The organism is Microbispora sitophila (genome assembly GCF_014892245.1).
Taxonomy (GTDB): domain Bacteria; phylum Actinomycetota; class Actinomycetes; order Streptosporangiales; family Streptosporangiaceae; genus Microbispora; species Microbispora siamensis.
The window spans coordinates 122,432-146,593 of sequence record NZ_JADBGC010000009.1 but is presented as its reverse complement, the minus strand read 5'-3'; the positions used below and the strand labels follow the sequence as shown (position 1 = coordinate 146,593).

The following is a 24,162-nucleotide window of genomic DNA, read 5'->3' as shown; positions in this document are numbered from 1 at the left end:
TCGGCGGACGCGTCAACATATTCTCGGGATTATCGCGTAGATCGGTATAACGGCACCGATTTGCCGCAGACCGGTTCTCGCATGCACGTGCATGGGCGATCGCCCACCACTCCGTGCTGAAAGTTTCAGCTGCTCCGGACGGCCGTCATCGCGTCACCGCACAACGTGCGCCCGGGCACGCGAATACGCGCGGCCGGGTGTGGGCCATGCCGCGGAAATGGCCGGTGGAATTGCGCCGCGGGCCCGGTGCGTCACGCACCGGGCCTGTCCACTGGGCCTGCTCGCCTGTTACCGGGCCGCGCTGGCCCGGACGGTCGTCAGCGCAGTTCGCCGCTCTTCACGACGTCGCGGTACCAGAGCGCGCTGTCCTTCGGGGTGCGCTTCTGCGTCGTGTAGTCCACGTACACGATGCCGAACCGCTGGCTGTATCCCTCGGCCCACTCGAAGTTGTCGAGCAGCGACCACACGTGGTAGCCCTCGACCTGCGCGCCGGCCTCCATCGCGCGGTGCACGGCGCCCAGGTGGTCGCGCAGGTAGGCGATCCGCCGATCGTCGCGGACGCGGCCGTCGGCGTCGACCCCGTCCACGGTGGCCAGGCCGTTCTCGGTGATGACCACCGGCACCCCGGGGTAGTCCCGCTGCACCCGGACGAGGAGGTCGTGCAGGCCCTCGGGGTAGATCTCCAGCCACTCGGCCTGGGCCCGCTCGTGCAGGAAGACCCGCTCGCCCTTGCCGTCCACGAAGACCGGGGTGTAGTACTGCACGCCGAGGACGTCGATGGGCTCGCTGATGACCCCGAGGTCCCCGTCGAGGATGTGGTCGGCCATCGGGCCGCGCTCGGAGATCCAGCGCAGCGTGTCCTCCGGGTAGCGGCCCTTGAAGATGGGGTCGAGGTAGAGCCGGTTCTCCAGTCCGTCCTGGTGGTGGGCCGCCTCGCGCGCCTCCGGCGTGTCGTCGGCCGGGTAGGTGGGGTGCAGGTTGAGCGCCGGCCCGATGCGGCGTCCGGGGTGCCGCTCGTGCAGCATCCGCGAGGCGAGGCCGTGGGCGAGCAGCAGGTGGTGGCAGGCGACGAACGCGCGCGCGTCGTCCTTGAAGCCCGGCGCGTGGCTGCCGAAGCGGTATCCGCAGTCGACCACGGTCTTGGGCTCGTTGATCGTCAGCCAGTCCCTGATCTCCAGGGCGTCGAAGCAGATCTCGGCGTACTCCGCGAATCGCTCGGCCGTGTCCCGGTTCTCCCAGCCCCCTCGGTCCTGCAGTTCCTGCGGCAGGTCCCAGTGGAAGAGCGTGGCCATCGGCCGGACGCCGCGTTCGGCCAGCCCGTCCACGAGCCTGCGGTAGAAGTCGAGGCCCTTCTGGTTGGGCTTGCCCGAGCCGGTCGGCTGGATCCGCGGCCAGGCGATGGAGAAGCGGTAGCTGCCCAGGCCCAGATCGGCGATCAGGTCCAGGTCCTCGTTGTAGCGGTGGTAGTGGTCGGCGGCGTGCTCCCCGCTGTCACCGTCGCGTACGTTGCCGGGGACCGCGCAGAACGTGTCCCACACCGAGGGCCCGCGACCGTCCTCCGTGGTCGCGCCCTCGATCTGGTACGCCGCGGTGGACGCGCCCCAGACGAAGTCGGCCGGAAACCGTGCGGGTGAGTTCATGGCTTCATCCATTCTCGGTGAGGAAACGCGCGGGTGATTCGAGCGCCGTGCGGAGTTCGCCGAGGAACTCCGCGGCATCGCGACCGTTGATGAAACGGTGGTCGTATGCGAGGCCTATTGTGGCGGTCTTGCGTACGGCGAAGCCCGATCCGTCTTGGACGACCTCCGAGCGCGGCGCGGTCAGCGCCAGCGCGCACGTCTGGCCGGGGAAGACGATCGGGACGGCGAACACGATGCCGTCGTGCGTGTGCAGGGTGAGAGTGATGGCGCCCCCCTGGAGGTCGCGTTCCCGGAACGACCCGGTGAGCGCCGTCTTGCGGAAGCCGACCAGGTCGCCGGCGATCTCCGCGAGCGGCCGGTTGCCCGCGTCGCGGACGACCGGGATGAACAGCCCCCCGCCCACGTCGACCGTGACGCCCACGTCGGCGGTGGCGGCCCTTCTCGCCCGCGAGCCGGGGCCGGGCTCCGCGAAGAACATCGGGAAGCGGTCGAGCAGCCCGCCGACCGCCTTCACCACCATCTCGGGCAGGCCGACCAGGGTGCGCAGCCGGCGGGTGAGGTCGCGGGCGAGCGACAGGACCTCGGTCACGTCGACGTTCATCGCCGTGAAGGCCGCCGGGATCTCGCGCCGGGACCGCTCGACGACCTCGGCCGTCCGCTGCTGCGCCCGCGACAGCGTGATCCACTGTGCGTCGTCGTCCCCGCTCGCGTCGTCCCCGCTCGCGTCGTTCGCGGCCGGGGCGTCGTCCGCGACGGCGGCGGGGGAGGGCGTCTGTCCGCCGAGCAGTTCCTCGACGTCGGTCCGCCTGATCACCTTGCGGCCGAGGGCGTACACCCGCTCCACGGCGATGCCGTGCGCCTCGATCAGTTCGCGCGCGGGCGCCGTGACGACGACGCCGGAGGCGGCGCCGGACGGCACCGGGGTCTCCGGCCCGCCCGGGTTCTCGTCCGCGGTCTCCCCGGCGGCCTCGTCCGCGCTCCCGAGCACGCGGGCGATCACCTGCCCGGGCTCGCATTCGGCACCCTCGGCGAGCAGCCGCCGCAGGACGCCGTCCGCCGGGGCCTCGACCTCCTCCGTCGCCTTGGACGTCTCCAGCAGCACGATCGGATCGCCGTCCCGCACCGCCTGCCCGTCCTCGGCCAGCCACTCGACCAGGACGTACGCCGTGTCGTTGTTGTTGAGCTTGGGCACCCGGAACTCGGTCACCGCAACCTCCGGAGGAAGCCCGGTCCTACAGAGCCGGGAGGAATCCGGACCCTGTCAGGGGTGGCCCGGCGAAGCCGGGACAACCCAGAGTGTGAAGCGTTCACGACTTTGCTCCTTCGCTGACCAAGCGAGCAAGGGGACGGTAAAGTTCGAACGTGCATACGGCGTACAAGGTGCGGGTCTACCCCACCCCCGAACAAGCAGCGGTATTGAACCGCACGTTCGGTTGCGTACGCCTGGTCTGGAACACAGTCCTGGCCTGGCGGCAGGCCCGCTACCGCGCCGAGGGCGTGGCGACCTCGTACGCCCAGACCGACCGATACCTGACCGAGCTGAAACGCGACGGCGGCCATGACTTCCTGTACGAGGTCTCCAGCGTCCCCTTGCAGCAAGCTTTGCGGCACCAGCACACGGCGTTCGTGAACTTCTTCGCCGGACGCGCCAAATACCCGCGGTTCAAGTCCCGCCACGGCCGCCAGAGTGCGACCTACACCCGCTCGGCGTTCCGCTGGCGCGACGGCCGACTGCACCTGGCGAAGATGGACGACCCGATCGAGTTCGTGTGGTCCTGGCCCGAAACTGACCCCGCCACGATCAACCCGACCACGGTGACCGTCTCCCGTGACAGCGACGGTCGCTGGTATGCCTCTCTGGCCGTTGAGGAGGCCACGGAGTCTGAGCCGCTGCCGGCAGGTGGGGCGTCGGCCGGCATCGACCTGGGCGTGACCGACTTCGCCGTGCTTTCGACTGGCCAGAAGGTCGCCAATCCGTGTCATCTGGACCGCAAGGCCAGGAACCTGGCGCGCTACCAGCGGCGTATGGCCCGCAAGCAGCCCGGCAGCAACAACCGGGCCAAGGCCAGGGCGAAGGTCGCCCGCGCCCACACCAAGGTCCGGGACGCCCGCGCCGACTTCCTGCACCGCACCAGCACCCGGCTGGTCCGCGACCACGACCTGATCGTGATCGAGGACCTCAACGTCAAGGGCATGGTCCGCAACCGGCGCCTCGCCCGGGCGATCTCCGACTGCGGGTGGGGGGAGTTCCGCCGTCAACTGGAGTACAAGACCCAGCGGTACGGGCGGCGCCTGGTCGTGATCGACCGCTGGTATCCGTCGTCCAAGACATGCAGCGCGTGCGGGCACCTGCTCGCCGAGCTCTGCCTGTCCGCCCGGCACTGGTCGTGTCCGGGGTGCGGCGCCTGGCATGACCGGGACGTCAACGCCGCCAAGAACATCCTGGCCGCTGGTCGAGCGGTGTCTGCCTGTGGAGCTGACGTGAGTCCGCAAGGGTCCTCCCTTCGGCGGTCGGCGGTGAAGCAGGAAGCCCAGCCCGTGAGGGTGGGAATCCCCCGCCTTTAGGCGGGGGAGGAAGTCAAGACAGCGCCTCCCTCACCGCGGCCCTGATGCTGTCGGCCTGCACGAGCACCTCGCGTTCCAGATGGGGGGCGGCGGGGATCACCCCGTCCGCCGAGTTGACCAGTGTGATCGGGCGGCGCAGGCGGCCCCACAGGCGCGGGTAGAGCGCCGTGGCCACCTCGGCCGCCCAGGTGCCGCCCTCGGTTCCGTCGTCGACGACGCACACGTGCCGCGCGTCCTCCAGCCCCGACAGATGGGGCACGGGGTAGAGCTGGGCGGGCACCAGCAGCTCGCAGACCAGGTCGTCCTCGAGGAGCAGCGCCCGCACGGCGTCGAGCGCCCGGTGGACGAGCCCGCCATGGGTGACCAGCGTGCAGTCGGGCCGGCCCGCGCCGTCGAGGTACACCCGCGCCACGTCGTCCACCAGCTCGAAGCGGAACAGGTCGTCCGTGCGGTACATCTGCCGCGTGTACAGGACCTTGTCCTCGAAGAACAGGCAGGGCCGCGCCAGCCGGAACATCCGGGCGAACAGCTCGCCCGCGTCGTGAAACGGCGTCATCTCGAACAGGGACAGCCCCGGCACGCCGATGAAGTGCTTCTGCGGGTTCTGGCTGTGGGTCGGGCCGTAGCCGCGGTTTCCGCCCGTGGGGCAGCGCACCACGAGCGGCACCGGCACGGGCCTGCCGTACATGGAGGTGGACTTGGCGGCGAAGTTCGTGATCTGGTCGAACGCCAGCGCCACGAAGTCGGAGAACATGATCTCGACGATGGCCTTGTCGCCGGCCAGGGCCAGCCCGGCTCCGACCCCGGTGATCGCGCCCTCGCTCAGCGGCGTGGACCTCACCCGGGAGCCGAACCGGCCGGACAGTCCGCGGGTGACCTTGAACGCACCGCCGTACGGGTCGCTGACGTCCTCGCCGAGCAGGTGGACCGAGGGGTCGGACTCCATGAGATCGTGCAGCGCCTGGTTGAGGTGCTCGGCAACCCTGGTCACGCCGATCCTCCCGGCCGGGCGTGGGGGCGGGCGGAGACCTCGGCGACCACCCGCTCGACGAGCTCTCGCTGCTCCCGGTCGATCCGGGCGAACCGGTCGGGATCGGCCTCGGCGTACGCGTCGTACCAGTCGGACTCCCGGGCCCGGCGGATCTCCTCAGGCGGGCGGGTGTCGTCGCCCTTGCTGTGCGGTCCGAGGCGGTGCGTGGCGAACTCGACGACCAGTGGGGACGGCTCGGCACGCACGGTGTCGACCAGCGGGGCGAGGACCTCCCTGATCTCGCCCACGTCGGTGGACGCGACGTGGTGGTGGCGGACGCCGAAGGCCGCCGCCCGGGCGGCGATGGTGCCGGCCATCTGGGCGGACGTGGGGGTCGACTGGGCGATGCCGTTGTGCTCGACCACGACGAGCAGCGGCACCCGCCATAGGGACGCCATGTTCAGCGCTTCGTAGACGGCGCCCTCGCCCCAGGTGCCGTCTCCGATGTACGCGCAGGCCAGCGCTCCCGTGCCGGCCAGCTTCAGGGCCACCCCGGTCGCCACGGGGAGGCTCTCGCCCTGCACCCCCGTGGACAGGAAACGCCGGTGGTAGATGTGCTGGCTGCCGCCGACGCCCCCGCACAGCGCGCCCTCCCGCCCCATGATCTCGGCGAGCAGTCCGTGCGGGTCGGGATGGCGGGCGAGGAAGTGGCCGTGCCCCCGGTGGTTGCTGAACACGAAGTCGTCGTCGCGGAGCAGGGCCGACAGCGCGACGGGGATGTACTCCTGCCCGAGGCAGGTGTGGGTGGTGCCGCTCAGCACGCCCTGCTCGAACAGGCGGAGCAGGGCGCGTTCGAAGTGGCGGATGAGGAGGAGTGAGCGGAGATCCCCGTCGTTGACGGTATGCCGCGGGCTCCGGGGCGGTGCAGCGGTGACGATCACAGGTGGTCCGCTCCTGGTGCGTCTCTGGTCGAGGGCGCGCTCGACGCCGGGCCCCGCTGCCAGGGACAGGAGCACCACGGCATCCATTGACAGGAGCGTCCTGCCTGGGAGCGCTCCCACGGAGGGTAGGTGGGGTAAGAGGCGCTGTCAATCCCTGGTCATGCGGGGAATTTGGGAGATTAAGACCGCATTGTCCGTGATCTGCAGCAATAACCGCACATTCCCCGCCTTGGGGCTAATAACGGACAGAAACTTCCATGACACTTGACGAACGAAAGGCGCGATCCCTAGCCTCCACTGCCGTGGGAGCGTTCCCACTACCGCGTCCGAAATGGGGGTTACCGGCGCGAGCGGCGGCGGATCCCGCGCCGCGCCAGGCACCAGGCAGGAAGCTCACCGGCGGTGATTCCACCGCCGGCGGATCGTTGGCCGCCCGCGTCTTCGTATAAATCGCCGGCGTACCGGGGCGCAGAGCGCACAGAGGAATGCCATGTTCTTAATGCAAATTTCAACCGAGGTGCCGGCGTCGTGACCCGGACCGGCCTCTCACCGGCCAAGCAGGCGCTGCTGGCGCAGCGGCTCAAAGCCGGGAAAGCCGCGAGGGTCACCGTGCCGCCGCGGCCGGTCGGCACCCACCCGCCGCTTTCGCACGCCCAGGAGCGCCTGTGGTTCCTGGAGCAGTACGCCCCGGGCACCACCGCCTACACCGTCGCCTTCGCCGTCCGGCTGGACGGCGGTGAGATCGACGACGCGGCCCTGGGGCGCGCCCTCACCGAGGTGGCCCGGCGCCACGAGAGCCTGCGCACCCGGTTCGTCACCACCGACGACGGGACGCCGGAGATCGTGCTGGACGACGAGCCCGTGGTCGAGCTGCGGCTGTCGGACGACCCCGCGGCCGTCGAGGAGGAGCTGGGCCGGCCGTTCGACCTGGCGACCGGCCCGCTGCTGCGGCTGCTCCTGGTCCGGCTCGGCGCCCGCGAGCACGTGCTGCTCCTGACCATGCACCACACCGTCACCGACGGCTGGTCCTGCGACATCGTGATGGAGGAGCTGCTCGCCCTGCACGAGGCGTACCGGACCGGGACCGACGCCGGGCTCGCCGCCCCGCCCGTGCAGTACGGCGACTACGCGCTGTGGGAACGCGGCCGGACCCACGAGGACGACATCCGTTACTGGCGGGAGCGGCTGGCCGGGCTGCCGCCGCTGGAACTGCCGACCGACCTGCCGCGCCCGCCGGAGCAGGGGTCGGCGGGCGCCGCCCACGGTGTCGCGCTGGACCGCGAGCTGGTGGACGCGCTGACGGCGCTGGGCGGGGAGAACGGCGCGACGCTGTACATGACGCTGCTCGCCGCCTACCAGGTGCTCCTCGCGCGCTACTCCGGTCAGGACGACTTCGCGGTGGGGTCGCCCGTGTCGGGACGCGACCTCCCGGAGCTGGAGCGGGTGGTCGGGCTCTTCATCAACTCGCTGCCGATGCGGGCCGACCTGTCCGGCGACCCGACCTTCACCGAGCTGCTCGGCCGGGTGCGTGAGACGGCGCTGGACGCCTACACCCACCAGGAACTGCCCTTCGACCGCCTGGTCGGCGAGCTCGGCGTCGAGCGCGACGTGAGCAGGTCGCCGGTGTTCCAGGTGATGTTCGCGCTGCAGAACTACCGGTCGGCCCCGCTGCGCACCCAGGGCCTGACCATGTCGGCGTACCCGTTCGAGGTGACCGCCAGCCGGTTCGACCTCGCGCTCTACCTGATGGACCAGGGCGACGGCCTGCGAGGCAACTTCACCTACCGCACCGAGCTGTTCCGGCCGGCCACGATCGAGCGCCTGGCGGAGTGCTTCGAGAACCTGCTCAGGTCGATCGTCGCCGACCCGCACGCGCGGGTGTCGGACCTGGAGCTGCTCCCGGCGGCGGAGCGCGACCGCGTGCTGGGGTTCGCGGGAGCGGGTCCCGAGGCCGAGACGCCCCCGGCGGACGCGTTCGGCGGGGCGTCGGCCCTGCATGAGGTGATCGCCGCGCAGGCGGCCCGCACCCCGTCCGCGACCGCCGTCGCCTGCGGCGGCGACGCCCTCACGTACGCCGAGCTGGACGCCGCGGCCGACCGGCTCGCCCGGCGGCTGCGCGGGCTCGGCGTACGGCGCGACGACCGTGTGGCGATCTGCCTGGAGCAGTCCATCGGGCTCGCGGTCGCGGTGCTCGGCGTGCTCAAGACGGGCGCGGCCTACCTGCCGCTCGACCCGGAGCACCCGCGCGGCCGGCTCGAGTACGTCCTGGCCGACGCCGGGGCGGCGATCGTCGTGACCAGCCCGGACCTGCGCGACCGGCTGCCCGGATCTGACGGCGGCGCCGTGGACATCACCGCCGTGTACCTCGACGACCACACGGACGACCCCATTGGCGATCCCATTGGCAACCACACGGGCGACGACGCGCCGGGGTTCCCCGCCGAGGAGCAGACGGCGCCGGGCGACCTCGCGTACGTGATCTACACCTCCGGCACCACCGGGCGGCCCAAGGGCGTCGCGGTGCAGCACCACGAGGTCATGGTCTACCTCGCCGGGGTGCGCGAGCGGCTGGACGTGGAGCCCGGCTCGTCCTTCGCCCTGCTCCAGTCCCTCGCTTTCGACTTCGGCGTCACGGTCTTCTACCTGTGCCTGATGACCGGCGGCACCCTGCACCTGGTGCCCTCGCGCACCGCCGGTCCCGAGCTGGCGGAGATCTTCCGGCGGACCGGGATCGACTACCTCAAGATCACTCCATCCCACCTCGCCGCGCTGCTCGCCGACGCCGGGCCGGACGACCTGCTGCCCAGGAAGCTGCTGCTGCTGGGCGGAGAGGCGGCCCCGCGTGGCTGGGCGGCCGAGCTCGCGGCGCTGGGCCGCTGCCGGGTCGTCAACCACTACGGGCCGACCGAGGCCACCGTCGGCGTGACCACCTACGACGTCGCCCGGCTGCCCGCTCCCGACGGCCCGGCCGAGGCGAGCGTGAGCCTGCCGATCGGCTCGCCGCTGCCCGGGGCGCGGGCGTACGTGCTGGACGAGCGGTTGCGGCCGGTGCCCGCCGGAGTGCCGGGGGAGATCTACCTCGGCGGCGACCGGCTGGCCCGCGGCTACCTGAACCGTCCCGGCCTGACCGCCGACCGGTTCCTCCCCGACCCGTACGGCCCGCCCGGGTCGCGCATGTACCGCACCGGGGACCTCGGCCGGTGGTCCTCCTCGGGTGATCTGGAGTTCCTGGGCCGCCGCGACCTGCAGGTGAAGATCCGTGGCTACCGGGTCGAGCTCGGCGAGGTCGAGTCGGTGCTCGCCGACCATCCGGACGTCGCCCAGGCCGTGGTCGAGCCACGCGGCGAGCAGCTCGTCGCCTACCTCGTCCCCGTCCCCGCCGCCGGGAACGCGGAAAACGCCGTGGACGGCGCACGACCGGACAGCGCGGCGGTGCGCGCGTGGCTGGCCGACCGGCTGCCCGCGTACATGATCCCCTCGCGGTACGCCTGGCTGGACGAGCTGCCGCTCAAGTCGCACGGCAAGGTGGACCGCTCGCGGCTGCCCGAGCCGGAGGCCGACGTGGCGGCGGCCGAATACGTCGCCCCGGCGCCCGGCGCCGAGGAGGACGTGGCACGCGTCTGGGCGGAGGTGCTGGAAGTCGAGCGCGTGGGGGCGCTCGACGACTTCTTCGCGCTGGGCGGCCACTCGCTGCTGGCGATGCGGGTCATCGCCCGGCTGCGCAAGGCGCATCCGGACCGGCAGATCACGGTGCTCGACGTGTTCAAGCACCGCACCGTCCGCGAGCTGGCCCGGCTGCTCACGGCCGAGGGGGACGTGCCGCGCTCCCTGCTGCACCGGCTCACCCCCGCCAGGCCCGCCACCACCACCCTGGTGTGCGTGCCGTACGGCGGGGGGAGCGCGGTCGTCTACCAGCCGCTCGCGGACGCGCTGCCGGACGACTGGGCGCTCTACTCGGTCGCCGTGCCCGGTCACGAGCTGGGCGAGGAGTCCCGGCCGTTCGACGAGGTCGTGCTCGGCTGCGTGGCCGAGATCTCCGAGATCATGGACAGGAACGGCGGCTCGCTGGTGCTGTACGGCCACTGCGGCCTCGGCGTCATGCTGTCCGCCGAGATCGCCCGGAGGCTGGAGGCGGACGGCCGCACGGTGGACGCGCTGTACCTCGGCGGCGTGTTCCCCTTCGCCCGGCCGGGCCGTGGCATGAACTGGCTCGGCACCTTCTTCGACAAGCTCACCAGTGACCAGCAGCGCGTCAACGCCCTGACCGCCGCCGGGCTCGACGTGGAGGACCTCGGCCGGGAACAGGTCAAACTGATCGTGCACAACCGCCGCGAAGGCACCCGCGCCGCCGAGCGGTACTTCACGCGGATCTTCGAGGAGGGCGGCGGCCCGGCGCTGCGCGCGCCGGTGATCGCCGTGGTCGGCGAACGCGACCCGGCGGCCGAGTTCTACCAGGAACGTTACAAGGAGTGGCACTGCCTGTCAGACGAGACGGCGTGCGTCGTCCTCGACGAGGCCGGGCACTTCTTCCTGAGATACCGCAGCGACGAGCTGGCCGAGATCGTCACCGGCACGCACGACGCCCTCGCCTCCGGGCGCACGGAGGGGATGGAACGGGACGAGGGCCGCACCTGGTGGCTGCAGGGCGTCTCGCGCCGCTCCGCCCAGGCCGCAGAGAACGGGGCTGAGGCCGAGGTGAGCGGGGCGCAGGACGACCCGGACGGCGCGGCGGGCACACGGGTGCACGTCGGCCCGCCGCCCAGCATGCGGCGCTTCCTCGTGGTCGCGGCAGGCCAGCTCGTCTCGATCACCGGCTCCGCGCTGACCGAGTTCGCCATCCCGCTGTGGATCTACCTCACCACCGGTTCGCTCGCCCGGTTCGCGCTGTTCTCCGTGCTCGGCCTGCTGCCCGGCATGCTCGTCGCCCCGCTGGCCGGCACCATCGTCGACCGGTTCGACCGGCGGAAGGTCATGATCGCCGGGGACGCGGCCGCAGGCGGCACCCAGCTCGCGCTCGGACTGCTGCTGTGGACCGGCAACCTGCAGGTCTGGCACATCTACCCGCTGCTGGTCTGCCTGTCCGTCTCGCTCACCTTCCAACGGCTCGCGTACGGCTCGGCGATCCCGCAGCTCGTGCCGAAACGGTTCCTCGGGCACGCCAACGGCGTGGTCCAGATGGCCACCGGCACCGCGCAGCTCATCGTGCCGCTGATCGCGGTCGGACTGATGGCGGCGATCGGGCTGGAGGGCATCCTCGTCATCGACGTGGCCAGCTACGTCGTCGCCACGCTCACCGTCGCGCTGATCCGCTTCCCGGCGACGATGGCCTGGAAGCGGCGGGAGAGCGTGCTCGCCGAGATGATGGGCGGCATCCGCCACTCCTGGGGCCATCGAGGCTTCCGCGCGATGCTGTTCTACTTCGCGGTGCTGAACGTCTTCCTGTCCCCGCTGTTCCTGATGATCTCGCCGCTGGTGCTGTCGTTCGCGTCGCTGGCCGAGGTCGGCCGGGTGTCGTTCGCGGGCGGACTCGGCGCCTTCCTCGGCGGCCTGGGCATGGCCGCCTGGGGCGGCCCGCGCCGCCGGCGGTTGTTCGGCGTGCTGCTGTCCACGCTCGCCCTGTCGGTGTTCTGCCTGCTGACCGGGCTGCGCGCGGACCTGTTCCTGATCGCGGTCGGCGCGTTCGGCATGTCGCTGTGCCTCACCCTGCTGAACGGCGTCTACGCCACGATCATCCAGGTCAAGGTGCCGCAGCGGTTCCACGGCCGGGTCATCGCGCTGAACACGCTGATCGCCTGGTCCACCCTGCCGATCGGGTTCGGCCTGGTCGCGCCGTACGGCGCGCAGGTCTTCGAGCCGCTGCTCGCCCCGGACGGGCCGCTCGCCGGCACGGCGGGCGCGATGCTCGGCACCGGTCCGGGCCGCGGGATCGGCTTCATGTACGCCTGCTTCGCGGTGGCGATCGCCGTCATCGCCCTGGTCGCGCTGCGGGTCCGGGTGCTGCGCCGGTTCGACACCGACGTGCCCGACGCCCTGCCGGACGACGTCGTCGGCTACCAGGCCCTGACCGAACGCATCGCGGCCGCCCGGACGGCGGACGCCAGCCCCGGCGACCGTACGGACGCACCCGCGGACACACGGACGGCCCGCGAACCCGAGAAGGAGCTCGCATGACGGGGACGAGGACGCGGGGGACGCCCGCGCTCACCGTGCCGGAGCTGCTGCGGCTGCGCGCAGGGCAGGAACCGGACGGCGTCGCGATGATCGTGGAGGGGCAGGGGCAGCTCACCTTCGCCGGGTGGGACCGCAGGTCGGCGGCGCTCGCCGCCGGGCTGGCGGACCGGGGCGTCGCCCCGGGCGACCGGGTGGCGCTGCACTTCGGCAGCCGCGATTGGATCGACTTCGCCGTGGCGTTCTTCGGCGTGCTCAAGGCGGGCGCGGTGGCCGTGCCGATGTCGGATCGGCTGGCGCCGGCCGAGCTGCGCTACATGATCGAGCACTGCGCGGCGTCGGCGGTGCTGCTCGGCCGGGACCTCGCGGCGCCGACGGGGTCGGGACCGGGGGAGAGGGCCCCGGAGCGGTGGACCGCGACCCCGGCGGAGCTGGAAGCCGGCTTCGCGGCGGAGCCGGCGCAGGAAGGGCCGCGGGTGCGGCCCGGCGACCTGGCGCAGATCCTTTACACCTCCGGCACGACCGGGCGGCCCAAGGGGGTCGGCGCGAGCCACGCCAACCTGGCCTACGGGTGCGTCACGCAGCCCAAGCACCGTAGGTTCGCCCACTCGCGGCACCTGCTGCACGCCTTCCCGATCGGCACCAACGCCGGCCAGACCATGCTGATCAACGCGCTGGACGCCCGGCCGACCGTGCTGACCCCGGCGAGGTTCACGCCGGGCCGGTTCGCCCGGCTGATCGAGACCTACCGCCCCGGCACCGTGTTCCTGGTGCCCTCCATGGCGATCGAGCTGCTCGACGCCGGGCTGCACGAGCGGCACGACATGTCCAGCGTGGTGCTGCTGGGGTCGGCGGCGGCCGCGCTTCCCCCCGCCCTGTCGGAACGCCTGGCGACGGCCTTCCCGAACGCGACCGTGACGAACTACTACACGTCCACCGAGGCCGCCCCCGCGCAGACGATCATGATTTACGACCGGACGCGGCCCGCCGCACTGGGGCGGCCCGCGTTCGGCGGCTCGCTGCGCATCACCGACGAGGAGGGCAACCCGCTCCCGCCCGGGGAGACCGGCGAGGTGTGGATGCGGTCGCCCACCGCCACCCGGTCCTACTACGGCGACGCCGAGGCCAGCGCCCGGTCGTTCCGCGACGGCTGGGTGCGCATGGGCGACGTCGGATACGTGGACGCCGACGGCTACCTCTACCTGGTCGACCGGGAGAGCGATGTGGTCAAGACCGGCGCGTTCAAGGTGTCCACGCTCCAGGTGGAGGCCGCGCTTCACGAGCACCCGGGGATCGCCGAGGCGGCCGTGTTCGGGCTCCCGCATCCGGTGCTCGGCTCCGTGCTGGGCGCCGCGATCGTGCCCCGGTCGTCCGGACTGCCGGAAAGCCCGGGATTGTCGGAAAGCCCTGGGTTGTCGGAGAGCGAGGTGCGCGCCTTCCTGATGGACCGGCTGGCCTGGCACGAGCTGCCCGAACGGGTCCTCGTGGTCGACAGCCTGCCCAGGAACCAGTCAGGCAAGGTCATCAAGAAGGAGCTGCCCGCGCTGCTGGGCGACTCCGTGATCAGCACGACGGAAGGCAAGTGAGATGTCACCGACACTCATCGGCGAGGGGGAGCAGGCGTCCCTCGCACAGCACGGCATGTGGATAACGGAGCAGATGGGCTGCGGGGGCCGGGTGTACCACATGCCGCTGGCCATCCGGTTCGACGGCCCACTCGACGTGGACCGGCTGCTGGCCGCCTGCCACGACGTGGTCCGCGCGCATCCCCAGCTGGCCGCGGCCCTGGCGGAGCGGGACGGCGTGGTGCGCCTGGCGCCTGCCGCCGTGCCGCCGCCGATCCGGTCCGAGGACGCCACCGGGTTCGAGGACGCAGGGCGTGAGCCCGGCGAGCTGGTCGACCGCGAGGCGTCGCTCGCCCTGGACCTGGGAAGCGGGCCGACGGCCCGATTCACGGTGTTCCGGCTCGCGCCGGAGCGGCACCTGCTCGTCTTCGTCGCCCACCACGCCGTCTTCGACGGCATGTCGAAAGACATCCTGGTGCGCGGCCTGGCCGACGCCTACGCCGGGCTGCCGTCGCCGGCCCTTCCCCTGACGTACGGCGAGGCCGTGGAGCGGGAGAACGCCCGGGTGGCCGAGCTGCTCGGCGATGCCGCCGAGTTCTGGCGCGACCGCTGGCGGGACCGGCAGGACCTGCGGCTCCCCGGACTTTCCGGGGTCTCGACCCGCGCCGCGGCCGGCGACGCCGTCGACTTCGCGCTGCCCGCCGACCTCGCCGTCGCCGCGGACAAGATGGGCGTCACCCGGTTCGAGCTGGTGCTCGCCGCCGTGCACACCCTGCTCGCGGCGTACGGCAACGAGGACGCGGCGGTGGCCGTCGACCTGTCGACCAGGACCGAGGAGACGCGGGGTCACATCGGCCTGTTCGTGAACGAGCTGCCGGTGCCGGCCCCGCCGCCCGGCGGGAAGTTCGCCGAGTTCGCCCACGCCGTACGCGAGGAGTTGCGGGCCGTCTACCGGTTCCGGCAGGTGCCGCTCGCGCGTGCGGTCGGCGGCGTGAGCCCGCGCACCGCGCTGACGCCGGTCTCGGTCAGCTACCGCAGGCGTGACGGGAGCGCGCCGGAGTTCCCCGGCGTGGAGGCGTCGGTGGACTGGATGTCGTTCAACCAGGCGGTGCGCGGCACGCTGCACCTGCAGGTGGTGGACGCGCCGGACGGCATAGCGGCCCGGCTGCAGTTCAACCCGCTCGTCCTGAGCCGCTCCGGCTGCGAGACCGTCGCCGAGCACCTGCTCGCCCTGCTGCGCGCGGTGGCGACGGCCCCGGACGCCGACGTGGCCGACCTGCCGCTGCCGTCCCCGGTGGTCGGCGGCGCGGTCGAGCCGTCCTTCGCGCGGACCGGGGAGCCGGCCCCGGCCAGAGCAGGTGGCAAGGCGGACGCCGTGCCGTACCTCGCGGAGGTGGGCGACATCTGGCGCGAGGTGCTCGGCATGCCGGAGATCGGCCCGGACGATGACCTGTTCGACCTCGGCGGGCACTCGCTGTCGATCACCCAGATCATCGCGAAGGTGCGCGAGCGCATGGACGTGGAGCTGTCCTTCGACGTGTTCTTCGACGAGCCGACGATCAACGGGATCGCTGCGGAGGTCGCCCGCCTGCGGGAGGAGGCATGCTGAGGGAACGCGTGGCCGAGCTGGTGTCGAAGGCGAGCGGCGGCGACCTGGCCCCCGCCGACATCCTGGCGGCGGACTGCAGCCTGCCCGCGCTCGGCCTCACCTCGATCGCCTACCTCCGGCTGATCGACCTGCTGGAGACCGAGTTCGACTGCGACGTCGACCTGGACGGCGGCCACCTCGACACGCTCGACGGCCTGGTCGAGCACATCGCGGGGCAGCGGAAGTGACCGCGAGCGCGCCGGCGCGGGTCACCGGTCTCACGGCGCTGCCGCCGCGCACCGTGGAGTTCCGCGGCGCACGGGGCGGGCAGGCCGCGCTGACCTGGGGCCAGCAGGGGATCTGGCGCTCCACGCAGTGGCTGGACGACGGCGACCCCTACTTCAACCTGGCCTGGACCCTGCCGGTGACCGGGGCGGCCGGCCTGGACGCCGTGCTGCGCGCCGTGGGCCGTCTCGTCGAGCGGCACGAGACGCTGCGCACGGTGTTCGTCCGGGACGGGGACGGCACCAGTCAGCGGGTGAACCGCGAGGGCCGGCTCACCGTTGGCGTGTACGAGGCGGCGGCCAAGCCGATGAGCGCGGCCAAGGCGCTGGCCGCCGAGCTGGCCGCGACCGGGTTCGACTACGCGGCCGAGCTGCCGATCCGGTGCGCGGTGGTCTGCCAGGGGGGCCGGCCGCGCGCGCTGGCGCTCGCGTTGTCACATCTCGCGCTCGACGGCTGGTCGCTGAACATGGTGGCCGCGGAGTGGCCGAGGCTGGTCGCCGGAGAGGACCTGCCCGGCCCGGACTGGCAGCCGCTCGACCAGGCGGCCGTCGAGCGGTCGGATCCGCCGCCCGGCGGCCAGGCGCTGCGGCACTGGCGGACCGGTCTGGCGTCCGCACCGCGTTCGATGTTCGACTTCCCGGCGCGGGAACCCGAGGAGCCGCGCTTCGTCCGCCACGGGATGGAGTCTCCGGCGGCGGCCGTCGCCGCCGAGGCGCTCGCCGCTCGGCACGGCGTGACGACCTCCAGCGTGCTCACGGTCGCGAGCGCCGCGCTGCTGGCCGCCGTCACCGGGCACTCCACGGCGGCGCTGCAGCTCATCGTGTCCAACCGGCACCACCCGGGGATGGAGGCGATGGCCGGCCCCGCCGCCCAGGACGGGCTGTGCGTCATCGACCTGGAGGCCGGCACGTTCGCCGACGCGCTGCGGCGCGGACACCGCAGGACGATGGCGACCTACCGGAACGGGCACTACGATCCCGCGCTCGTGCTGGCCGCGTGGGAGGCGGAGGCGTGGGACCGCGGCGCCGACATCGACCTGGACGCGTTCTTCAACGACGTCAGGCAGGCGGGCCGCTGGCAGGGCCTGCCGCCGGTCGATCCCGGGGACGCCGCGGCGCTCGCCGCACTGCGGGGCCGGACCAGGACGTTCTTCGTCGGTGCCTACTCGAAGGTCAAGGCGAGGATCTTCTTCGCCACCGGCCCGGCCCCGTCCACCTGCGAGTTCTACGTGCTGGTGGACACCGCCTTCCTGCCCGGGGACGTCGCCGAGCGGATGCTCACCGGCCTGGAGGAGTTACTGGTCCGGGCGCTCTCCGAGGAGGTGCCGCTGGACCAGGTCGCGAAGGTCGCGGGGCTGGACCCGGTGCGGCGCCCCGCCGGGTGGACCGCGATCGGCCACGACTGGGTGGACCTGCCGGAGAGCGAGGCGCTGCTGCGCCGGGTGTGCGGGACCGACCCGGCCGCGGTCGTGGTGGAGGACTCCGGAGACGACACCGCAGACGGGGCGGCGGCCCGGCTGACCGGATATCTCGTCGCGCGTCCCGGGCTGGACACGCCCGAGGCCGTCCACGCCGCCGTGATGCGCGCCGCGGCCGGCCGGACCGACGTGCTCGCCCCCCACCACTACGTCCTGTGCGCGGCGCCGCCGGCCGACCCGACCGGCTGGCCCGCCTGTCCCCGGCTGATCGAGGGCGGCGGGCGGACCCCGTCTTCCACAATGACCGTTTTGGGAAGGTGACATGACCGACTCCCCGATGCTCGTGGTCGTCAACGACGAGGAGCAGTACTCCGTATGGTGGAGCGACCGCGAGCCGCCCGCCGGGTGGCGGGCCACCGGCTTCGCGGGCACGCGGCAGGAGTGCCTGGACCACATCGAGACAGTGTGGACCGACATGCGACCGCTGAGCTCTCGCGACCCGGAAACGCTGAGCTCTCGCGACCCGGCAACGCCGAGCTCCCGGGACAGATGACCACCGCGGAGCGCCGCGCCGCGCTGATCGAGAAGCTGGCCGGGCTGCCCCCCGAGCGCCGGGCGGCGCTGCTGCGCTCCCTCGGGGGCGCGCCGCGGGACCCCGGCGGGCAGGAGTGGCCGCTGTCGCCGGGACAGGAGCGCCTGTGGTTCCTCAGCCGCTTCGACCCCGGCGACACCAGTTACAACACGCCTTGGTGCATGCGGCTGCGCGGGCCGCTCGACGTGGACGCGCTGACCGCCGCGTTCACCCGGATCGTGGAACGGCACGAGGTGCTGCGGACCCGCTTCCGGCTGCGCGGGGACGCCCCCGTGCAGGTCGTGCTGCCGCCCGGGCCGGTGCCGCTGGAGAAGATCGCGCTCTCGGGGGAGGCGGACCTCGACCGGGCGCTGAAGGAGTTCATCGAGCGCCCGTTCGACCTGGAGAACGGGCCTCCCCTGCGGACCGGCCTGGCCGAGCCGGGCAAGGACGACGCCGTGGTGTGCATCGTCCTGCACCACATCGTGATGGACGGCTGGTCGCTCGACGTGCTCATGCGTGAGCTCACGGAGTGCTACGCCGCCGGGCGCGAGGGGCGTGAGCCCGAGTTGCCGGAGCTGCCCACGCAGTATCCCCGCTTCGCCGTACAGGAGAGGCAGCGGGACCACACGGAGGGCCTGGAGCACTGGACGCGCCTCCTGGCCGGAGCCCCCGCGCTGGACCTTCCGGCCGACCACCCCCGGCCGTCCCGGTGGTCCGGGCGCGGCGGACGCGAGGAGCTGCTGCTGCCGCCGGAGGAGATCACGCCGTTGGAGAAGGTGGCCAGGAAGCGGCGCTGCACGTCCTTCATGGCCCTGGTCGCCGCCTACCAGACGACCCTCGCCCTGGCGTCGGGTCAGACCGACTTCTGCGTCGGCGTGCCGGTGGCCGGCCGGTCCCGCAGCGAGCTGGCGCCGCTGATCGGCTACTTCGGCAACACGATGGTGCTGCGCGCCGACCTGTCCGGCGACCCGTCGTTCCACGAGCTGCTGGACCGCGTGCGGGAGACGACCCTGGCCGGGATGCGGCACGCGGAGGTGCCGTTCGAGCACGTCCTGGCCGCGCTGCGCGTCCCCCGCGACATCAGCAGGCCGCCGCTGTGCCAGGCCATGTTCAACCTGCACAACCTGCCCAAGGACGACCTGCTGGGCACCCGGATGGCCGACCTCGGCCGGGAGGTCTACACGGTCCCGCCCAGTCACACCAAGTCGGAGGTCTCGATGGACCTGTGGCGGGGCCCGGAGGGGCTGGGCGGCGTCCTCGACTACAGCAGCGATCTGTTCGCGCCCGCGACCGCGCGCCGCCTCGTCGGCGGCTTCGCCGAGGTCGTACGGCGGGCCGGGGCCGACCCGGACATCCCGCTGTCCGCGCTGGGCGGCGTGGTCTCGAGCGCGTTCTCGAGCGCGTTCTCGAAGTGAAAGGTGCGTGAAAGTGAGTGACGCGGTGAGCGGCGTGACCACTCCTGATACGGCGCTCGCGCTGATCCGCCGGTGGCGTGACGCGAGCCCCGACGCGGTCGCGGTGAGCGGCGCCGGTGGCGTGCTGACATACCGGGAGCTCCACGACAGGGTCGACCGGCTGGCGGCGCTGCTGCGCGCCCGCGGAGTCGGCCCGGAGGTCCCGGTGGGCCTGTGCCTGGAGCGCTGCCCCGGCATGGTCGTCGCCCTGCTCGCCGTGTGGCGGGCCGGCGGCGCCTACGTGCCGCTCGACCCGGGATTCCCCGAGGACCGGCTCCGGTTCATGCGGGAGGACGCGGGCATCCGGCTGGTGCTGGCCGGCCAGGGGATCGAATCGCGGCTGCTCGACGGCGTCCCCGACGTCGTCGAGCTTTCGCAGGACGGCGTTCCCGTCGCGGGCGGGGCGTCCGGCGACGGCGACGTGCCGGCCGGCGGTCCGGTGGGCGACCTGGCCTACCTCATGTACACCTCCGGCTCCACCGGCAGGCCCAAGGGGGTCGCCGTGCCGCACGGCGCGGTGGTCAACCTGCTGGAGTCCTTCGCCTCCCTGCTTGAGCTCACCCCGCGCGACGCCTGGCTGGCGGTCACCACGTTGTCGTTCGACATCTCGGTGCTCGAGCTCCTCCTGCCGCTGGCCTGCGGCGCCCGGGTCGTGGTGGCGTCGGGGCACGAGACGGCGGACGGCCGCGCTCTGCGGTCGCGCGCGGTGGCCGAGGCCGTCACGATCATGCAGGCGACCCCCGCGAGCTGGCGCATCCTGCTCGAATCCGGCGGGGTTCCCGAGAACGTCGCGACCCGGCTGTGCGGGGGCGAGGCGCTGCCCCGCGATCTCGCCGACGCCCTCCTCGACGGCGGGGCCCGGCTCTGGAACGTGTACGGCCCGACCGAGACGACGGTCTGGTCGACGGCCGGGCGGGTGGCCCCGTCTCCGGCCCCCGTCGACCTGGGCGAGCCCATCGGCAACACGACGGTGCACATCCTCGGCCCCGACGGGCGTCCCGTGCCGCCCGGGGAGGCCGGTGAGCTGCACATCGGCGGTGCCGGCCTGGCGAGGGGATACCGGGGCATGCCGGGCCAGACGGCGGCCAGGTTCCTGCCCGACCCGTTCTCCGGAGCGCCCGGCGCCCGCCTGTACGCCACGGGCGACCTCGCCAGGATCGACGACGGCAGGCTTCACTACCTGGGCCGGGCCGACCAGCAGGTGAAGGTGCGCGGGTTCCGGATCGAGCTCGGCGAGATCGAGAGCGTGCTGCGGGCCGCGCCGGAGGTGGCCGACGCCGCCGTCGGCGTCTGCGACGGTCCCGACGCGCTGCCGCGTCTGGTCGCCTACATCGTGCGCGTGGCAGGGGAGCCCGAGGGGACCGACCTGTGGCCGTCCCTGCGTGACCGGCTGCGCCGCGACGTGCCCGAGTACATGGTGCCCGCGCACCTCGTGGTGCTGGACGCCCTGCCGCTCACCCCCAACGGCAAGCTCGACCGCAAGGCCCTGCCCGTGCCCGAGTGGACCAGGGCCCGAAGTCGGCCGTACCGGCCTGCGTCCACCCAACTGGAGGAGGACCTCGCGGCGATGTGGGGGGAGGTGCTCGGCATCGCGGAGCCGGTCGGCGTCGACGACGACTTCTTCGAGCTGGGCGGGCACTCGCTGACCGCCACCCAGATCATCGCCAGGATCCAGGCGCGCTTCGCGATCAACGTGCCGATCGTGGTGCTGTTCGAGAACCCCACGGTGGCCGACCTGGCCGCGGCGATGGACCGGCTCGACGACGACGACCTGGACCTCTCCGAGATCGCCGCGCTCCGCGACGAGCTCGACGGCCTCAGCGCCGAGGACCTGGCGGCCGTGCTCGACGAGATGGCGTCGGACGCATGAGGGCGCCCCTGTCGCCGGGCCAGGAACGGCTCTGGCTCCTGCAGAGGCTGAATCCCCGCGACGCCTCGTACACCATGTACACCGTCCGCCGGCTGCGCGGGCCCCTCGACACCGACACCCTCGAACAGGCCCTCGCCGACGTCGTGGCCCGGCACGAGGGCCTGCGCACCCGGTTCGACGAGGAGGACGGCGTCCCCTGGGCGGTCGCCGAGCCGCCCGGGGCGGCGGGATCCCTCCCGCCGGTCGAGCGGATCCAGGCCGGCGACGAGGAGCATGCCCGGCGGCTCGTCGCCGAGCGGGTGAACGCGCCGTTCGACCTCGCCGAGGGCGTGCCGCTGCGCGTCGCGGTCATCGCGATCGGCGCGCTGGACCACGTCCTGTGCGTCACGATGCACCACATCATCGGCGACGGCTGGTCGCTGGGGATCCTCTTCGACGACCTGGCGGAGTGCTACACGGCGCGCCTGCACGGGCGCGCGCCGAGTCTGGCGCCGCTGCCGGTCCAGCCGTCCGACTACGCCCGCTGGCAGCGCCGCCGCGCCGAGCGCGCGGTGCCGTACTGGCAGGAGCGGCTGGCCGATCCGCCGCCGCCCGACCTTCCCTGCGCCATCGGGAGCGGGGGCGTCGGCAACGAGGATCGCGCGGGCTTCCAGGTCGTCCGGATGGGCCGGGAGGTCGCGGGCGAGCTGGACCGGCTCGCCCGCGAGCACAGGACCACGCTGTTCACCGTGCTCATGACGGCCTACCAGGTGCTGCTGCACCGGCACACCGGCCACACCGACGTCCTCGTCGGCACGGCCGTGGCCGGCCGCGACCGGGTCGAGTTGGAGCCGATGATCGGCTACCTCTCGCAGACCGTCGTGCTGCGCGGCGACCTCGGCGGCGATCCGTCGTTCACCGAACTGCTGGGGCGCATCCGGCAGGAGGCGCTGACGGCGCTGAGCCGGCCTTCGGTCCCGTTCGAGCGGATCGGGCACCCCGCCGAGGCGCTGATGCCGAGCATGTTCATCCTGCACACTCAGGACCTGGGACCCACCCGGCCGTTCGGCGATCTGTCCGTCGGCTTCTTCCCCGACGGATACCGGCAGGTCAAGCTCGGCCTGTACGCCGAGGCGTGGTTAGAGGACGGCGAGATCGTCGTGTCGTTCGGTCACGACGGGTCCAGCGGATCTCCGCACGAGGCGGAGGCCGTCCGCCGGCTCGCCGACCGCTTCCTGCTCCTGCTCGAGTCGGCCGTGGCCGATCCGCATCGCCGGATCTCCGAGCTGCGCGTCTGGACCGGCGACGACGAGGCCGACATCCGTGCCATGGCCGGCGACGGCGCCGACATCCCCGGACCTGCGGTCCCCGAGATGATCGCGGAGACCGTCCGGCGCACGCCAGGCGCCGTCGCGGTGGTCTGCGGGGAGACCGAGGTCACGTACGGCGAACTGGACCGGCGGGCGGCGCGGCTCGCCGCCGCGCTGCGGGCCCGGGGCGTGCGCCCCGGCGACGTGGTCGGCGTCTGCCTTCCCCGTTCGGTCGAGGCGATCGGCGCGCTGCTCGCCGTCTGGCGGGCCGGCGCGGCCTACCTGCCGTTCGAGCCGGACGAGCCGGACGAGCGGCTGGCCTTCTCACTCGCGGACGCCGGGGCGACGCACGTGATCACGAGCCGGGCGCTGCCCGCCGGGCTCGCCGCCGTCGATCCGCTGGCCGGCGAGGACGAGGCGGCCCCCGGCGATCAGGGTGAACCGGCCGGGACGCGTCCGGGTGACGTGGCCTACGTGATCTCCACCTCCGGCTCCACCGGCCGGCCCAAGGGCGTCGCCGTCGAGCACCGGGCCATCGCGGCCCGGATCCGGTGGATGCGCGAGGAGTACGGCCTGGCGCCCGGCGACCGCGTCGTCCAGTTCGCGTCGCTGAGCTTCGACACCCACCTCGAAGAGGTGTTCCCGACGCTCGCCGCGGGAGCGACCCTGGTGCTGCTGCCCGGCGGGGCGGCGACGCTGCCCGACCTGCTGGCCGCCCCGGGCGGTGAGCGGGTCACGGTGCTCGACCTGCCCACCGCCTACTGGCATCACCTGGTCGAGGAGATCGACCAGATCGCCTGGCCGCCCGCGCTCCGTCTGGTCGTCATCGGCGGCGAGCAGGCGGCCGGCGGCGCGGTGGCGCGCTGGCACGGCCGGTTCGGCGACGGCGTCCGCCTGGTGAACACCTACGGGCCGACCGAGGCCGCGGTCATCGCGACCGCGACCGACCTCGGCGCGCCGTACGGCAGGCCGCCGATCGGCCGGCCCGTCGGCGCGACGACGGTCCACCTGCTCGACGCCGGCGGTGCGCCGGTTCCGAAGGGCGTGATCGGCGAGCTTGTCATCGGCGGTGCCGGGGTGGCACGCGGCTACCTGCGCCGACCGGCGCTCACGGCCGCCGCCTTCGTCCCCGACCCGCTCGGACCGCCGGGATCGCGGCGTTACCGCACCGGCGACCGGGCGCGCTGGAACCAGGACGGCACGCTGGAGTTCCTCGGACGGCTCGACGGGCAGCTCAAGGTCCGCGGCTTCCGGATCGAGCCGGGCGAGGTGGAGGCACGGCTGCTCGACCATCCGGGCGTCGGTCAGGCGTTCGTGACGGTCCACGCCGAGGAACTGGTGGCGTACGTGACCGGGACCGCGACCGGGGAGGAGCTCGCCGCGCACCTCGCACGGACCCTGCCCCGCCACCTCGTCCCGACCGCGTGGGTCGTTCTCGACGCGCTGCCGCTCACCAGCCGCGGCAAGGTGGATCGCGCGGCGCTGCCCGCGCCGGTCCGGGCACCGTCGGCCGGGCACGTCCCGCCGGGCACGGACGCCGAGCTGCTGGTGGCCGAGATCTGGGCGGAACTGCTGGGCGCCGGCTCCATCGGCGTGAACGACGATTTCTTCACCCTGGGCGGGCACTCGCTGCTCGCGACGCGGATCGCGGCCAGGCTGCGCCGCGCGACCGGGGTGGAGGTCCCGGTGCGGACGATCTTCGAGCGGCGCACCGTGGCCGAGCTGGCGGTCGCGCTGGAGGATCTGCTGGTCGCCGAGCTGGAGGACATGTCGGAGGAGGAGGCCGAGCGCCTGCTTTCGTCGGCCGGCGGCTGACCGCGAGGCGGGCGCCCTGTG

Annotated in this window: 14 protein-coding genes; 10 read left to right on the top strand and 4 right to left on the bottom strand. The window is 72.9% G+C overall.

What is annotated here, in order from left to right; all coding sequences use genetic code 11:
• Positions 1-317 precede the first annotated feature (317 nt).
• Positions 318-1,640 (bottom strand): GH1 family beta-glucosidase, encoded by a 1,323-nt coding sequence (locus tag IL992_RS18240; RefSeq protein WP_226873297.1) that lies wholly within the window; start codon positions 1,638-1,640, stop codon positions 318-320.
• 4 nt (positions 1,641-1,644) lie between these two features.
• Positions 1,645-2,847: a 2-oxo acid dehydrogenase subunit E2 gene (locus IL992_RS48400; protein ID WP_193204558.1), complete on the bottom strand. Its 1,203-nt coding sequence runs from the start codon at positions 2,845-2,847 to the stop codon at positions 1,645-1,647.
• A 155-nt stretch (positions 2,848-3,002) separates the two neighbouring features.
• Here IL992_RS48400 and IL992_RS18230 point away from each other — a divergent pair, with 155 nt between their 5' ends.
• Positions 3,003-4,205, top strand: a complete 1,203-nt coding sequence (locus IL992_RS18230) for an RNA-guided endonuclease InsQ/TnpB family protein (RefSeq protein WP_193204557.1) — start codon at positions 3,003-3,005, stop codon at positions 4,203-4,205.
• Positions 4,206-4,218: 13 nt separating this feature from the next.
• Here the strand turns inward: IL992_RS18230 and IL992_RS48395 are convergent, their stop codons facing one another.
• Positions 4,219-5,196, bottom strand: a complete 978-nt coding sequence (locus tag IL992_RS48395; RefSeq protein WP_193204556.1) for an alpha-ketoacid dehydrogenase subunit beta — start codon at positions 5,194-5,196, stop codon at positions 4,219-4,221.
• Positions 5,193-6,203 (bottom strand): thiamine pyrophosphate-dependent dehydrogenase E1 component subunit alpha, encoded by a 1,011-nt coding sequence (locus IL992_RS18220; protein WP_193204555.1) that lies wholly within the window; start codon positions 6,201-6,203, stop codon positions 5,193-5,195. The genes IL992_RS48395 and IL992_RS18220 overlap by 4 nt, the downstream gene beginning before the upstream one ends.
• A gap of 441 nt (positions 6,204-6,644) precedes the next feature.
• Here IL992_RS18220 and IL992_RS18215 point away from each other — a divergent pair, with 441 nt between their 5' ends.
• The 9 genes from IL992_RS18215 to IL992_RS18175 are packed head-to-tail and all read left to right on the top strand — an operon-like array spanning position 6,645 to position 24,141.
• The gene (locus IL992_RS18215; RefSeq protein ID WP_193204554.1) at positions 6,645-12,287 is read left to right on the top strand and encodes a non-ribosomal peptide synthetase/MFS transporter; all 5,643 of its coding nucleotides are present in this window, start codon (positions 6,645-6,647) and stop codon (positions 12,285-12,287) included.
• On the top strand, positions 12,284-13,870 hold the full coding sequence (locus IL992_RS18210) for a class I adenylate-forming enzyme family protein (RefSeq protein WP_193204553.1): 1,587 nt from the start codon (positions 12,284-12,286) through the stop codon (positions 13,868-13,870). Before IL992_RS18215 ends, IL992_RS18210 begins: the two co-directional genes overlap by 4 nt.
• Before the next feature lies 1 nt (position 13,871).
• The gene (locus IL992_RS18205) at positions 13,872-15,458 is read left to right on the top strand and encodes a condensation domain-containing protein (protein WP_193204552.1); all 1,587 of its coding nucleotides are present in this window, start codon (positions 13,872-13,874) and stop codon (positions 15,456-15,458) included.
• Entirely contained in the window at positions 15,452-15,685 is a 234-nt protein-coding gene (locus tag IL992_RS18200; RefSeq protein ID WP_193204551.1) for a phosphopantetheine-binding protein, read from the top strand. The genes IL992_RS18205 and IL992_RS18200 overlap by 7 nt, the downstream gene beginning before the upstream one ends.
• Positions 15,682-17,460 carry a condensation domain-containing protein gene (locus IL992_RS18195; RefSeq protein WP_193204550.1) on the top strand — a complete coding sequence of 593 codons (1,779 nt, stop codon included), beginning with the start codon at positions 15,682-15,684 and terminating at the stop codon, positions 17,458-17,460. The genes IL992_RS18200 and IL992_RS18195 overlap by 4 nt, the downstream gene beginning before the upstream one ends.
• Positions 17,461-17,476: 16 nt before the next feature.
• On the top strand, positions 17,477-17,692 hold the full coding sequence (locus IL992_RS18190) for an MbtH family protein (RefSeq protein WP_404804766.1): 216 nt from the start codon (positions 17,477-17,479) through the stop codon (positions 17,690-17,692).
• The gene (locus IL992_RS18185) at positions 17,689-19,128 is read left to right on the top strand and encodes a condensation domain-containing protein (protein ID WP_193204548.1); all 1,440 of its coding nucleotides are present in this window, start codon (positions 17,689-17,691) and stop codon (positions 19,126-19,128) included. The genes IL992_RS18190 and IL992_RS18185 overlap by 4 nt, the downstream gene beginning before the upstream one ends.
• 13 nt (positions 19,129-19,141) lie before the next feature.
• On the top strand, positions 19,142-21,037 hold the full coding sequence (locus IL992_RS18180; RefSeq protein ID WP_193204547.1) for a non-ribosomal peptide synthetase: 1,896 nt from the start codon (positions 19,142-19,144) through the stop codon (positions 21,035-21,037).
• Positions 21,034-24,141, top strand: coding sequence for a non-ribosomal peptide synthetase (locus IL992_RS18175; RefSeq protein WP_193204546.1), 3,108 nt, complete (start codon positions 21,034-21,036; stop codon positions 24,139-24,141). The genes IL992_RS18180 and IL992_RS18175 overlap by 4 nt, the downstream gene beginning before the upstream one ends.
• The last annotated feature ends 21 nt before the right edge of the window (positions 24,142-24,162 follow it).

Excerpts from the sequence above, each read along its gene's own strand:
- IL992_RS18240 (WP_226873297.1), bottom strand. The coding sequence starts at position 1,640 with ATGAACTCACCCGCACGGTTTCCGGCCGACTTCGTCTGGGGCGCGTCC.
- IL992_RS18220 (WP_193204555.1), bottom strand. The coding sequence starts at position 6,203 with ATGGATGCCGTGGTGCTCCTGTCCCTGGCAGCGGGGCCCGGCGTCGAG.
- IL992_RS18210 (WP_193204553.1), top strand. The coding sequence starts at position 12,284 with ATGACGGGGACGAGGACGCGGGGGACGCCCGCGCTCACCGTGCCGGAG.
- IL992_RS18205 (WP_193204552.1), top strand. The coding sequence starts at position 13,872 with ATGTCACCGACACTCATCGGCGAGGGGGAGCAGGCGTCCCTCGCACAG.
- IL992_RS18200 (WP_193204551.1), top strand. The coding sequence starts at position 15,452 with ATGCTGAGGGAACGCGTGGCCGAGCTGGTGTCGAAGGCGAGCGGCGGC.
- IL992_RS18190 (WP_404804766.1), top strand. The coding sequence starts at position 17,477 with ATGCTCGTGGTCGTCAACGACGAGGAGCAGTACTCCGTATGGTGGAGC.
- IL992_RS18185 (WP_193204548.1), top strand. The coding sequence starts at position 17,689 with ATGACCACCGCGGAGCGCCGCGCCGCGCTGATCGAGAAGCTGGCCGGG.
- IL992_RS18175 (WP_193204546.1), top strand. The coding sequence starts at position 21,034 with ATGAGGGCGCCCCTGTCGCCGGGCCAGGAACGGCTCTGGCTCCTGCAG.